This window comes from Kitasatospora purpeofusca (genome assembly GCF_000718025.1).
In the GTDB taxonomy this organism is placed as follows: domain Bacteria; phylum Actinomycetota; class Actinomycetes; order Streptomycetales; family Streptomycetaceae; genus Kitasatospora; species Kitasatospora purpeofusca.
The window spans coordinates 57128-69612 of sequence record NZ_JODS01000017.1; the positions used below are offsets into that span (position 1 = coordinate 57128).

Here is a 12485-nt window from a genome sequence, read left to right on the forward strand (position 1 = left end):
GGATCAATGCGCAACCGCGCCGAAGACCGGGAGCCGCTCATGCCGCCGTCCGATCCGCAGCCCGACCCGCGGTCCGCCCCGAAGCCCGACCCGCGGTCCACGCCGTCGTCCGGCCGCCGCGGCCCCTCGGCGGCCGCCGCGCCACCGGCCAAGCGCTCGGGGCTGCGGCGGCTCGGCGAGTGGTGCGCCCGCCACTCGGTGCTGGTCATCGTGCTGTGGATCGTGGCGCTGGCCGCCGTCCAGACGGCGAACAAGACGGTCGGCGGCGACTACTCGGACGACTTCTCGCTGCCCGGCTCCCAGGCGCAGCAGGGTCAGCAGGTCCTCCAGGCGCACGTGCCGGCCGCCGCCGGCACCAGCTCCCAGGTGGTGCTGCACGACGCCCAGGCCCTGACCGGCTTCGCCCCGCAGGTGTCCCAGGTGGTCGACTCGCTGTCGCAGCTGCCGCACGTGCTGGGCGCGCAGAGCCCGCTGCCGCCGGCCGGGCAGCCCGCCCCGCCCGGCGGGCCGCTGGCCGCGGACGGTCTGACCGGCTACATCACGGTCCGCTTCGACACCAACCCGACCCTGCTCGACCCGAGCTACCTGGACGGTGTGGACGCGGCGGTGGCCCCGCTGCGGGAGGCCGGCGTCCAGGTCGAGTACGGCGGCCCGCTGGGCGAGCTGGCGCAGCCCGAACCCGACGACCGCCTCAGCGAGGTGATCGGCTTCGCGGTGGCGATCGTCGTGCTGCTGATCGGCTTCCGCAGCGCGATCGCGGCCGGGCTGCCGCTGGTGACGGCGCTGTTCGCGGCCGTGGTGGGCCTGGGTGTGCTGGGGCTGATCGCGGCGCTGTCCACCTTCGCAACCGTCGCGCCCACCCTGGCCACCATGATCGGCATCGGGGTCGGCATCGACTACGCGCTCTTCCTGCTCACCCGCCATCGACAGAACCTGATGGACGGGGTCGATCCGGTGTCCTCGGCCGGACAGGCGGTGGCCACCAGCGGCCGGGCGGTGCTGGTCTCGGGCTGCACCGTGATCATCGCGCTGTCCGGGCTGTCGGTGTCGGGCATCTCCTTCATGGCCAAGCTCGGAATCGCCGCCGCGGTCACCGTGGTGTCGGCGGTCCTCGGCGCGCTCACCCTGCTGCCGGCGCTGATGGGGCTGATCGGCCGCCGGATGGACCGGATCACCGTCGGCCGCCCGATCGCCGAGAGCAACGGAGAGGACGGGGCCGAGACCGGCGTCTGGCACCGCTACGCCCGCCGGGTCGAGGGGCGCCCCTGGTGGTACCTGATCGCCGGCGTGGTCGCGCTGGGGATCCTGGCGATCCCGCTGTTCTCCATCCAGCTCGGCCACATCGGGGACGGCGCCGACTCCAGCGACTTCACCGACCGGCGCGCCTACGACCTGATGTCCGAGGCCTTCGGCCCCGGCTCGAACGGCCCGCTGACCCTCGTGGTCGACCAGAGCGCCGTTCCCGCCGAGAACCGGCCGGGCGTCCAGAGCGCCGTGCAGCAGTCCCTCACCGGCCTGCCGGGCGCGGCGAGCGTCGGCCCGCTGCAGCTCAGCCCGGACGGCCTGGTCCTGTTCAACACCGTCGTCCCCACCACCTCGCCGCAGGACCAGGCCACCACCGACCTGGTCAACCGCCTGTCGGACACCGTGCTGCCGGACTCGGTCGCCGGCACCGGCGCGGAGACCTACGTCACCGGCAACACCGCCGCCCAGGTGGACTTCCTGGACATCGTGTCGAGCCGGCTGATCCTGATCATCGCGGTGGTGGTCGGACTCGCCTTCCTGATCATCCTCGCCGTCTTCCGCGGCCTGCTGGTCGCCGTCAAGGCCGCCGTGCTCAACCTGCTGTCGATCGCCGCCTCCTACGGGGTCCTGGTGGCGGTCTTCCAGTGGGGCTGGGGCGGCCCGGCGCTCGGGGTGAACGGCACGGTCCCGATCGAGAGCTACGTACCGATGATGATGTTCGCGATCGTCTTCGGCCTCAGCATGGACTACGAGATCTTCCTGCTCTCCCGGGTGCACGAGGCCTGGCTGCGCACCGGCCGCAGCCAGGACGCCGTCGCGCACGCCCTGGAGATCACCGCCCGGGTGATCTCCTGCGCCGCACTGATCATGGTGAGCGTCTTCGCCGCCTTCATCGTCAGCGACAACATCGTGATCAAGATGATGGGCCTCGGCCTGGCGGTCAGCGTCCTGGTGGACGCCACCATCGTCCGCCTGCTGCTCGTCCCGGCGGTGATGACCCTGCTCGGCGCCTCCGCCTGGTGGACCCCCCGCTTCCTCGACCGGATCCTGCCCCACATCGACGCCGAGGGCGAGAGCGAGCAGGTCTAGGTCCTCCCTTTCGGATCACGTCCCCCGAGTGCCGTCCCCCGGCCCGGTCCCCCACCGGCGGGGGACCGGGCCGGGTGCCACGTCGGTCACGGCGACGCGGGGCAGGGCGTGCGGGTGGTTCTCGACCAGGTACCCGATCAGGTGCTCGCGCAGCTGGCAGCGCAGCTCGAAGGCGTCCTCGGCGTTCGCGGCGGTGGCGAGCGCCCGGACCACGATGGTGGTGGGCGTGGTGTCGACCACCTGGAGGGCGCTGCCCTCGCCGTCCCACAGCCGGTGCCCGGACAGGAAGGCGTCGAACTCCTCCCGCAGCTTCCCGACCGGCGCGTGGTGGTCGAGGTGGAGCAGCGCCGTGCCGGTGATCCGGCTGGTCCGGCGGGACCAGTTCTCGAACGGACGGCCCACGAAGTACGACATCGGCATGACGATCCGCCGCTGGTCCCAGGTCGCGATCACCACCGCCGTCAGCGTGATCTCCTCCACCGTCCCCCACTCGCCCGCCACCACGACCACGTCGCCGATCCGGGCGAGGTCCCCGAACGCCATCTGGACCCCGGCGAAGACATTGCCCAGCGTGCTCTGGGCCGCCACCCCCGCCACCAGACCGACCAGTCCGGCGGAGGCGAGCAGACTCGTCCCGACCCCGCGCACCGCCGGGAAGGTCATCAGGATCGCGCCCAGCGTCGCCAGCGCCACCACGGCCTGGCAGATCCGGCCCAGCAGATCGGCCTGGGTCCGCGCCCGACCGGCCCACGCCGGGTCCCGGCGGTGTACGGCGATCCGCACCGTGCCGTTCACCAGCAGCACCACCACCCGGGCCCCCAGCCAGCCACCGGCCGCGATCGCCAGGATCACCACCAGGTGCCGCAGCGCGTCCCGGGCGGCGGGCGGCGCGTCGATCCACGGCAGCGCGCCGAGCAGCAGCAGACACGCCGTCAGCGCCAGCAACGGCCGCCGGCACCGCGCCAGCACCCGCGGCACGCCCGTCGCCCCGCCGTCGGCGGTGACCCGCCGCACCACGGCCCGCTCGGCCCGGTCCAGGCCGTACGCGACCAGCACCGCCGCCAGGGCCGCCACCGCCAGTCGTACCGGACTCCACCCCATGTCCCGCTCTCCGTCCGCTCGCGCCGCCGGGCACCCCGCGCCCGGTCCGCCGCTCGCCTTTCCCACCCGGGCCGGGCCACACCTCCCCACGGACAGGTGGCATGGATCCGCCGGACCGGGGCACCCGAGCGGTACACAGCACCGGCACCAACGACCGAAGGGAGAAGGACACATGAGCGAGGGCGTCAACCTCTGGCAGTTCCGCGACACCTCCGGCCACACCGCCGGCACCGACCTCATCGGATTCCACGTGGAGGCCGTGGACGGCTCGGTCGGCAAGGTGGACCGCCTCTCCGAGGCGATGGGTTCGCAGTACCTGGTCGTCGACACCGGCCCCTGGATCTTCGGCCGCCTCGTACTGCTCCCCGCCGGCACGGTCATGCGGATCGAGATCGGCGAGCAGAAGGTCTACATCGACCGCACCAAGGACGACATCAAGCACAGCCCCACCCTGGGCGTCGAGGACACCGACCGCGGCCCGGACTTCCAGGACCGCTACGCGCTCTACTACAGCCCGTTCTACGGCGGCCGCCGCTTCTGACCGGCCCGGAGGGCGAACGCCCGAGGGCCGTAGGGACCGTGCAGCGGCCCCTGACCTGCACGAAGGTCAGGGGCCGCTATCACGGCTCCGACGTTTCGGCGCAGCTCAAGGGCTTGACCGACCATCCGGGGTCAGCAAAAGGTCAGCAGGTTCCCGAAGGTCAGCCGTCATGGCAACCACAGGTCTCGTCCGCGGCACGGGCAGCTTCTTCAAGGAGTGCGAGCACCCCGAGTCCCGCTGGAGCAGGTGCCCGCACGAATACCGGATCAGGTACCGCAACGCCTCGGGGCAGCAGTCGGAGGAGTCGGGCTTCACCACCCAGGAGTCGGCGAAGACCCGGCTCGCCGATGCCACGCAGAGCAGCACGGTCTTCCGCGGGAAGCCGCCCGGGACAGCGCGGCACCATGGCGGACGTGGTGGCAGCGGATCCATCCGCTCCCACAAGTCGTCAGGCACAAGATCATCCGACAGGTGCAGCGCTCTGCCGCGCAGACCTGTCAACTGCCGGCCCCTGAGCAGAACTCATTTCGAAATGATCAGTCACACGCGGGATACCGTAACGATCCACAACCGTCAGCCCCCACGACAGGACGCCTTCTCGGTCAGTGACGGACCTTCAGGAGGAGTTCGGCAGCTTCTGTGCGGGCGTACAGGACTGTGCGGCCGGTGCGGTGGCGGGCGGCGAGGCCGGCCTCGCGCAGCGCGGTGAGGTGGTGCGACACGTTGGCCGCAGACAGGTCCAGCCGGGCGGCGAGTTCGGCGGTGGAGGCGGGGCTGTCCAGCTCGGCCAGCAACCGGGCACGGGTGCGGCCGATCACCCGGGCCAGGCCGTCCGGGACGGCGGCGCCGGAGTTCTCCCAGAGCGTGGCCACCCCGCGCGGCGGATAGAGCAGGCCGGGTTGCCAGGGCGGGTTCTGCTGCGAGTAGACACCCGGCCAGGCGAAGACGGTGGGGGCCAGCACCAGGCCGCGTTCACCGTCCAACCGCCGCTGCACGTCCACCCGGTGGCCGATCCTCAGCGTGTCGCGCTCCCAGCTCACCTGCGGGTGCAGGTCGGCGAAGAGCGCGGCCGGGCCGCCGGTCGACATCTGGCGGGCCCGGCGCAGGATCTCGCCCTCGGTGAGGCGCTGGATGCGCGGCCAGTGCGGGGCGATCGCGGCCGCCCAGTACGCCAGGACCTCGCCCGCCAGACGGGCCAGTCCGGCCTCCGGATCGCCGTACAGCTCGGCGACCAGGGGCGGCAGTTCACCGGTGAGCCGGGAGAGGTCGCGGCGCACCGCGGCCGGATCGGTGGCGGCCAGCGCGGCCACCGCCTGTTCGATGCTGGGCGAGGTGTCGACCGGGACCGGGGTGAGGAAGTCCGGCACGTACACCGTGGGCAGCCGGACCAGTTGGGAGAGCAGCGACCAGTCGACGCCGGCCAGCCGCTGCCCGGCCTGCCGCACCCAGGGCAGGTGGACGGCGTGTCGGCCCGGCTCCTTCAGCACCTCGACGCTGGTGGCGACCTCGGAGAGCGGCGAGCAGGCGAACCTGGTCCTGGCGAGGTCCTGGGCGGAGAACTCCCAGACGAGCACGGCGGGCTCCCGGTGGGTTCAGGTAGCTGAGGATTCGACCAGGATCGAATCCGTTTCCGCCGATGATCATGCCAGTAATGCTCGTGCCATGACCACCGCAACACTCTCCCCGCTCCGCGACCGCCTCGGCCTGCCGACCACCACCGGCCGCAACCGCCTGGTCGGCGCCCACCTCATCGACAGCCTCGGCACCGGACTGGTCCTCGCCTTCACCCTGGTCTACTTCGCCCGCAGTACGGGCCTTGGAATCGCCGCGATCGGCGCTGCCGTCACCACCGCGCGGCTGCTCGCCCTGCCCACCGCGATCGGCGTCGGCCCGCTGATTGACCGGTACGGCGCCCGGGTGGTGGCGGCCGGCGGCAACGCCCTGTCCGCGGTCGCGTTCGGCGGCTACCTGCTCGCCGGGCAGCTCTGGCAGATCGTGCTGGTCTGCCTGCTCGCCCAGATCGGCCACGTCGCGTACTGGACCTCCAGCACCGGCCTGGTGGTGCTCGCCGCCGCCTCGGGAGAGCGGACCCGCTGGTTCGCACTGGTGCAGACGCTGCGCAACACCGGGATGGGCCTGGGCGGCGCGCTGGGCGCCCTCCTCGTGGGCGACGGCGGCACCGGCGGACTGCGGCTGTTGGTGGTGCTCAACGCGGCCAGCTACGTGGTCGCGACGGCACTGCTCGCCACCTGGCGGCCGGGGGCTGCCCCCGCTGCCGACGCTCCTGCTGCTGCCGAGCCTGCCGCGGCACCCGGCGGCTACCTGACGGTGCTGCGCGACCGCCGGTACCTGCTGCTGGTGGCGGTCAACCTCACCTTCGTCTTCGGCTCGATGATCCTCAGCATGCTGCTCGCCGTCTACGTCACCGAGGGCCTGCACCGCGAAGCCTGGCTGGCGGGCACGCTGCTGGTGCTCAACGGGCTGCAGGTGGTACTCACCGGCAGCGTGGTGGCCGGGCGGCTGGAGCGGTTCCGCGCAACCCGGGTGATCGCCGCCGCCTCGCTCGTCAACGCCCTGGCCTTCGCGCTCTTCGCCGCCGTCGCCGCCACCCCCGGCTGGGCTGTCGTCACCGGGCTATACGCCGCGATGTTCGTCTACAACCTCGCCGAGACCATGGCCACCCCGTTCCGCGAGGAGCTCAGCGTCGCCTTCGCCGACCCGGCACTGCGCGGCCGCTACCTCGCCGTCTACCAGCTCTCCTGGAACCTCGGCCAGGCGGTCGCCCCCGGCCTGCTCACCCTGCTGCTCAGCCGCGGCCCCGCCCTGCCCTGGCTCTTCCTGCTGCTGCTCTCGCTGCTGGCGGTGCCCGGCCTGCTCAAGCTGGAGCGGATGCGCTGACGGACTGTCTACTTGGTCGGGTACCCGGGTCACGGCAACGTGACCCGGCTACCCGACTTAGATGGGGCCCGTCCTGGCGGTCATGCTGCGTCGGTGGGTACGGACGAGATGTCGACAACGAGGTAGCCCGAATCGGTTCCTGCGACGAGCAGACCTTGGTACTCCACGAGTGCGTCGACATGTTCCGGCAGGGGCAGTTTGTGTGCGGTTCTCGTGCGCGGGTTCCAGATCCGCACGGTCCTGTCACTGTAGGCGGTGGCGAGGCGGGGGGTGCCGTCGAGTGCGACGAAGGCTGCCACCGCCTTGACGGCACTGGTGTGGCCGGCGAGTTGGAGGTGGGGCTCCCGGCGGCGGACGATGCCTGCAGTGAGGGTGGGGGGCCAGGTCTGTGAGCTGCGGGTGAGTGCTTCGGCAGGGGGCGGTGTGCCTTGGATGTAGGTGGTGCCGAGCCGACGCCACCACCGGCGTTGGCCGAGGCTGTCGAAGCCCGGCAGGTCGGTGCCGGTCTCGTGGACGTGGCTCTGGAAGAGGACGGTCCCGGCGATCGCGGGCGGCTGGTCGCCCGGAGCGAGGTCCGGGTGGAGTGTGTTGGTGGTGATGCTGGTGAGGTCGAGGTTGTCGAGGACGTCGGTCGGCAGCTCCAAGCTCCTCGACAGGGTCGAGCTCATGGCAGGCCAGGACACCCGGACCGCAGGAAGTCAGTTACCGGGTGAGGTCGGGGGTGTGACGGACCAACCCGGGAGGGTGGGGAGCACGGCTTCGGCAACGTGGCGAACGGTGGCGTCGTCGACGGGCCGGCCGTCGTTCCGGAAGACAGCGATCTCGAAGGTCCGGCCGCCAGGGATCCCGTGGTCCTGTGCGGCGATGAGGTGCTCGACGCGGGAGCCGATGCCGAAGCCGGCCTTCCCCCGGGCGTCGGACCCGAAGGTCATGGCGTCTGTGCTGTAGGTCTGGGCCGGGTGGTCCAGAAGGGTGACCGAGTGGGGCAGGTAGCGAGGCGTGCCGGCTATCTCCTCGATCGTGGTGGAGCTCTCGGTCAGGGCGACGACATAGGTGCCGAGGCGTACCTCCGCCATGGCGGTGCCGAGGGCGAACGGCGCGGGCTGAGCGATGGAAACGCGGTCCTTCGGCGTGCCGAGCAGAGCAGGCAGGTCGGGTCGGTTGAGCGCTGCGCACAGGGCCGCGTAGCCGGGCGGGTCTGTTGGCCGGGCAGCCACGCATGCGGCCGGCGGTTCGGCCTGTTCCGTACGAGCGACGGTCATCACCCACGTGACTCCGCCGAGTCCGGCAGCAGCCAGTGCGGCCGTCGTCACCTTGGCCGTCGTCACCGTGGCCTTGGTGTTCCTGCGGGTCTTGCCGACTGTCAAGGACGACTCCGTCCGGTACGGCTCGACCACCGCGGTTCGGGGATCTGTTGAGCCGGGATGATCATAGGATGCCGCCCCTACGGACACCTCTGCTTTTGCGCGGAGCCGTCCCGGCCGGAAGGCCGGACCGGCGAACAGAGGAAATCGCTGCAGGACCGTGTCATTTCCCTGATCGGGGGCACCCGAGCCACGACCGGACGAGAAGGGAAGTGATCCCGTGGGTATCGGAGGCTGCGTCCTGCTGGCCGCGCTGGGCGCCGTACTGGCCTTCGCCGTGGACTGGGAGCCGTCGGGCGTGAACCTGCACATGGTGGGCTGGATCCTGCTGGTCGCCGGGCTGCTCGGCCTGCTCGTCAACGCGACGGTCCTCCGCCGCCGGCGCCACGGAGGTCGGGTCGGACCGGACGAGGTCGTCGAGGAACGGCGCTACTACGAATGAGGCGCCCGTCGGACGGGCCGATCGCGCCGGACGAAGGAGCGCCCGGGTGGACGCGGGAAGGGAGGAACGGGTCGGCATGACCAGACTCGGAGCAGTGGGATGGGCCCGACGGCTACCGCTCTCGGCACCCGTGAGCGACGGCCGGGCCTGGGCGCGCAAGCACCTGCGAACCCTGGGCTGGGGCCGTGACACACCCGTGGCGGACGCGGTCGTGCTGGCGGTGTCCGAGCTGCTGACGAACGCGCACATCCACGCACGAAGCGACGCGGAGCTGGTGCTCACCTGGGACGGCCGGTGCCTGCGCCTGAGCGTCCACGACCACAACCCCGCACTCCCGCAGCCCCAGGACGCGGACCCCGAGGCGACCGGCGGGAGGGGCCTGACGCTGGTGGCGGCCATGGCCGACCACTGGCAGACCCACCCGCACGCCGACGGCAAGACCATCACGGCGTGCTTCCACCCTCCCGGGCCGGGCGAATGAGCGGTACCCCACGCCGGACACCGAGGGCTCCGAGCGGCTGTCGGAGCCGTGAGGTCGGAGTCGGGCGTCGGAGCTGGGCGTCGGAGCTGGGCGTCGGAGCCGGACGTCGGAGCTGGGCGTCGGAGCCGGACGTCGGTCGGAGCCGGGAGTCGCCGACGAGGACGTACTCGACCGGAGGAGTGTGTGGCTGCACGCTCCGTCCCCGGGGTGCCCCGACCACCCCTGACGACAGTGGATGAGAGCTGACGGCCCGCCAGCACGTCCCGCGCCTTCTTCAGCTGGTCGGCTCGCCTGCCGAGGAGATCGTCGAGGGCCTTCTTGTTCTTCTGTATCAGCTCCTGCTGATAGGCGGACTCGACCGCGTACCAGACGGCCACCAGGCCGGTCTCCTGCTTGCACCCGATGTCGGCCCCGGCGATCGCCTGCACGACTTCGCCGGTTGTCGACGGACAGTCCCGCGTTCCGGTGATCCGGACGGCCGCCGCACCGTGGTGGCCGATCGCCGGGGCGCCGCCGGGGCCCGGCCCGCCGTCCGGTGTCCCCGCCAGGGCTTCCAACTGCTGCGGGCTCAGCGGAGGGTGCTCCTGCGACGCCTGCGGGGGCGGGTGGTAGCCGTTGACCGCCGCTCCGGCCGGGTCGACGATGCCGTAACGCCGGTCGTTGCGACCGGGATCCGCGGGGGCCGGTCCGCTTGCTGCCGCTGGTGGCATCGGATGGCCCGCTCCGGCCATGCACTCACTGGTCAGCAGCGCCGGCGACCGCAGCAGCGTGCTGTGCCCCTGCGGATCGAGGACATAGGCGTCCAGCGGCAGTTCGGGGATCCGGCCGTCCGCGAGCACCGGGACCCGGCCGACGGCCGGGGACGGTACGTCGAGGCCCACACGCGGTGCCCCTCGGTCTCCGGACCCCGATGCGCAGCCGCCGACCGAGAGCGACGGCGGCCACGACGGCGAACCCATCTCGCATCCGAACGCCCGGGGCCACGGCCGCGCGTCCCCGGCGGAACGGCGGACAGCAGGCCGACGACGCGCACCGCGCGCCCTCCTCGGCCAGCCTGGCCGCCGCCTCGTTGCGGGGGCCTCGTCCTGCCCGGTGCCCATGACTCTCGCCGACCCCTGGCCCGGCGGACATCAGTCATCTGACTGCGGCTCGCGGACGCGGCGGGCTCACGGTCACCGCACCGGCTGCCGGACGGTGGGTTCAGGCGTCCTCGGGGTGGGTCGGGCCGGGTGGACGCGGCAGGGCGAGGGTGGCGAGGGCGCCGCCGTCCGGGGCGTTCGTCAAGGTCAGATCGGCGCCGAGCACCGCGGCCTGGCCGACGGCGATGGTGAGGCCCAGTCCGTGGCCCCGGCCGCGTTCGGCCGCGCCGGTGCGGAAGCGCTGCGGCCCGTCGGCGAGGAGGTCGTCCGGGAAGCCGGGACCGTGGTCGCGCACCGTGATCCGGGCACCGGTGACGGTGACTTCGACGGGCGGCGCGCCGTGCCGGTGGGCGTTGGCCACGAGGTTGGTGACGATGCGCTCCACCCGGCGCGGGTCGGTCGGGACGACGGCGGGGGCCTCCGTCCGCAGCCGGGTCTCGCCGCCGGCCTGCGCTGCCGCGTGGGCGACGAGTTCGCCGAGCGGAACCTCGTCGACCCGGGCCCGCTCGGCACCGGCATCCAGGCGCGAGACCTCCAGCAGGTCCTCGACCAGGACCCGCAGGGCGAGCACCTGGGTGCGGACCAGGACCGCCGCCTCGTCGTCCTCCGGGAGCAGCCCCGCCGCCGTGACCAGGCCCATCAACGGCGTGCGCAGCTCGTGGGCGACATCGGCGGTGAAGCGCTTCTCCGCGGCCAGCCGCGCCTGGAGCGCGGCAGCCATCGCGTCCACCGCCGCCGAGATCTCGGTGATCTCGTCCCGGGCCCGGCCCTGCCTGCCGATCCGGGCGTCGAGGTCCCCGTCCGCGATCCGCCGGGCGGCACGGGAACCGCGGCTCAGCCGCCGGTTCGTCCGCTCCGCCACGAGAGCGGCCACGGGCACGACGACCAGCAGCGCGGCGAGTGCCGCGGTGACCATGCTGCGGTCCAGCAGTTGGAGACTGCGTACCTGCGCACTCATGTCGGTCCGTACGACGATCACCTGGTCCTCGCCGACCGGGGCCGCCGCCCAGAGCCAGTACCAGTTGGGCGCCTTGACGTCGTACCAGAGCGCGTGCGCTCCGGGCGTCCGCAGGTCGGCCACGGCCTGCGCCAGCGGTGCCGGCAGATCCGCCGTGGTCCGCAGGTCCGCGAAGGCCGGACGACGGCCCGTGAGCGAGAACTCCTTCTGCGCCGCGGCCACCTGCGCGGCCGCCAGTTCGCGCCCGGCCCGCTCAGCGCTGCGGTCCGCCGCCCGGTGGACGAGCACCCCGATCACAGCGGCGACCGCGCAGCAGGCCAGTGCGACCAGGGCCGCGACCTTCCAGCGCAGGGACCGCGGGTCGAACAGTCGCGTGGCCATCCGCTCAGCCCCGCACGAGTTTGTAGCCGAAGCCCCGGACGGTCTCGATCCGGTCCGCCCCGATCTTCTTGCGCAGCCGCACCACGCACAGGTCGACGACCCGGGTGTCGCCCTCCCAGCCGTAGTCCCAGACGTCGCGCAGCAGACGGCGGCGGTCCAGGACCGCGCCCGGGTTCTCGGCGAAGGCCAGCAGCAGGCGCAGTTCGGTGGGCGTCAGCGGGACCGGCCGCCCGTCCAGGTGCACCTCCAGGCCGCGCAGGTCGACGGTCAGGCCGCCGAAGACGAGGAGGTCCGGTGAGGAGGGGGCCGTCGGCGACTCCGGGGACGCGGCCGGTCCGGTCGGCAGGTCCGACACGTCCGTGGCCCGTCCGTCCGGGGCGGGCTCCGGGGCGGGAGCCCGGTGGAAGGTGGCGCGGCGCAGCAGGGAGCGGATGCGGGCGACGAGGACGGGGATGTCCACCGGTTTGACCACGTAGTCGTCGGCGCCGGCCTCCAGCCCGGCCACGACGTCGAGGGCGTCGCCCCGGGCGGACATCATCAGCACAGGGGTGAGGCTCTCCTCGCGGATCCGTCGGCACAGGCTGATGCCGTCGAGGCCCGGGAGCATCACGTCCAGGATCAGCACGTCGTGCGCCCCGGCCCGGAACGCCTCCAGGCCGTCGAGCCCGTCCCCGGTGACGTCGACCTCGTAGCCGTAGCGTTCCAGGGCCAGCTGCACCGAGCGGCGGATGACCGCGTCGTCCTCGACGAGCAGCACGCCGACCGGTTCAGGCACACGAATGGCGGACAAGGGTTCTCCGAATGTGTTCGCCCGGGGAGCTGCACTCGTCCGGGCCCGCGGGTAGT

The 12485-nt window shown here is 72.6% G+C and carries 11 protein-coding genes; 5 read left to right on the forward strand and 6 right to left on the reverse strand.

Annotated elements, in window-relative coordinates:
* The first annotated feature begins 39 nt into the window (after positions 1–39).
* Positions 40–2334, forward strand: a complete 2295-nt coding sequence (locus IF01_RS0123105) for an MMPL family transporter (RefSeq protein WP_030395418.1) — start codon at positions 40–42, stop codon at positions 2332–2334.
* 15 nt (positions 2335–2349) lie between these two features.
* On the opposite strand, the gene IF01_RS0123110 is transcribed toward IF01_RS0123105, so the two are convergent.
* Positions 2350–3435 (reverse strand): mechanosensitive ion channel family protein, encoded by a 1086-nt coding sequence (locus IF01_RS0123110; RefSeq protein ID WP_078880223.1) that lies wholly within the window; start codon positions 3433–3435, stop codon positions 2350–2352.
* Between the two features lie 172 nt (positions 3436–3607).
* Between IF01_RS0123110 and IF01_RS42200 the strand changes: the two genes are divergently transcribed.
* Positions 3608–3976: a PRC-barrel domain-containing protein gene (locus tag IF01_RS42200; RefSeq protein WP_037780822.1), complete on the forward strand. Its 369-nt coding sequence runs from the start codon at positions 3608–3610 to the stop codon at positions 3974–3976.
* A 602-nt stretch (positions 3977–4578) separates the two neighbouring features.
* Here IF01_RS42200 and IF01_RS0123125 read toward each other — a convergent pair.
* A complete protein-coding gene (locus tag IF01_RS0123125; RefSeq protein WP_030395422.1) occupies positions 4579–5550 on the reverse strand; it encodes a helix-turn-helix domain-containing protein in 972 nt (323 codons plus the stop codon).
* Positions 5551–5638: 88 nt separating this feature from the next.
* On the opposite strand from IF01_RS0123125, the gene IF01_RS0123130 reads away from it, so the two are divergent.
* On the forward strand, positions 5639–6874 hold the full coding sequence (locus tag IF01_RS0123130; RefSeq protein ID WP_030395423.1) for an MFS transporter: 1236 nt from the start codon (positions 5639–5641) through the stop codon (positions 6872–6874).
* Between the two features lie 80 nt (positions 6875–6954).
* On the opposite strand, the gene IF01_RS0123135 is transcribed toward IF01_RS0123130, so the two are convergent.
* Positions 6955–7542, reverse strand: a complete 588-nt coding sequence (locus tag IF01_RS0123135; RefSeq protein ID WP_157855319.1) for a hypothetical protein — start codon at positions 7540–7542, stop codon at positions 6955–6957.
* A gap of 30 nt (positions 7543–7572) precedes the next feature.
* Positions 7573–8241, reverse strand: a complete 669-nt coding sequence (locus tag IF01_RS0123140) for a DUF6215 domain-containing protein (protein ID WP_157855320.1) — start codon at positions 8239–8241, stop codon at positions 7573–7575.
* Between the two features lie 217 nt (positions 8242–8458).
* On the opposite strand from IF01_RS0123140, the gene IF01_RS0123145 reads away from it, so the two are divergent.
* The gene (locus tag IF01_RS0123145; RefSeq protein WP_030395426.1) at positions 8459–8680 is read left to right on the forward strand and encodes a DUF6458 family protein; all 222 of its coding nucleotides are present in this window, start codon (positions 8459–8461) and stop codon (positions 8678–8680) included.
* Positions 8681–8756: 76 nt separating this feature from the next.
* Complete coding sequence (locus IF01_RS0123150) at positions 8757–9161, forward strand: ATP-binding protein (RefSeq protein ID WP_030395427.1); 405 nt, start codon at positions 8757–8759, stop codon at positions 9159–9161.
* A 1200-nt stretch (positions 9162–10361) separates the two neighbouring features.
* On the opposite strand, the gene IF01_RS0123155 is transcribed toward IF01_RS0123150, so the two are convergent.
* Both IF01_RS0123155 and cseB read right to left on the reverse strand, forming a co-directional pair.
* On the reverse strand, positions 10362–11639 hold the full coding sequence (locus tag IF01_RS0123155; protein ID WP_030395428.1) for a sensor histidine kinase: 1278 nt from the start codon (positions 11637–11639) through the stop codon (positions 10362–10364).
* Between the two features lie 4 nt (positions 11640–11643).
* Positions 11644–12420 carry a two-component system response regulator CseB gene (cseB, locus tag IF01_RS0123160; RefSeq protein WP_375340996.1) on the reverse strand — a complete coding sequence of 259 codons (777 nt, stop codon included), beginning with the start codon at positions 12418–12420 and terminating at the stop codon, positions 11644–11646.
* Positions 12421–12485: the final 65 nt, after the last annotated feature.

What these genes read in the sequence shown, in the direction of transcription:
- IF01_RS0123105 (WP_030395418.1), top strand. Translation starts at nt 40, where the DNA reads ATGCCGCCGTCCGATCCGCAGCCCGACCCGCGGTCCGCCCCGAAGCCC.
- IF01_RS42200 (WP_037780822.1), top strand. Translation starts at nt 3,608, where the DNA reads ATGAGCGAGGGCGTCAACCTCTGGCAGTTCCGCGACACCTCCGGCCAC.
- IF01_RS0123110 (WP_078880223.1), bottom strand. Translation starts at nt 3,435, where the DNA reads ATGGGGTGGAGTCCGGTACGACTGGCGGTGGCGGCCCTGGCGGCGGTG.
- IF01_RS0123135 (WP_157855319.1), bottom strand. Translation starts at nt 7,542, where the DNA reads ATGAGCTCGACCCTGTCGAGGAGCTTGGAGCTGCCGACCGACGTCCTC.
- IF01_RS0123150 (WP_030395427.1), top strand. Translation starts at nt 8,757, where the DNA reads ATGACCAGACTCGGAGCAGTGGGATGGGCCCGACGGCTACCGCTCTCG.
- IF01_RS0123130 (WP_030395423.1), top strand. Translation starts at nt 5,639, where the DNA reads ATGACCACCGCAACACTCTCCCCGCTCCGCGACCGCCTCGGCCTGCCG.
- IF01_RS0123155 (WP_030395428.1), bottom strand. Translation starts at nt 11,639, where the DNA reads ATGGCCACGCGACTGTTCGACCCGCGGTCCCTGCGCTGGAAGGTCGCG.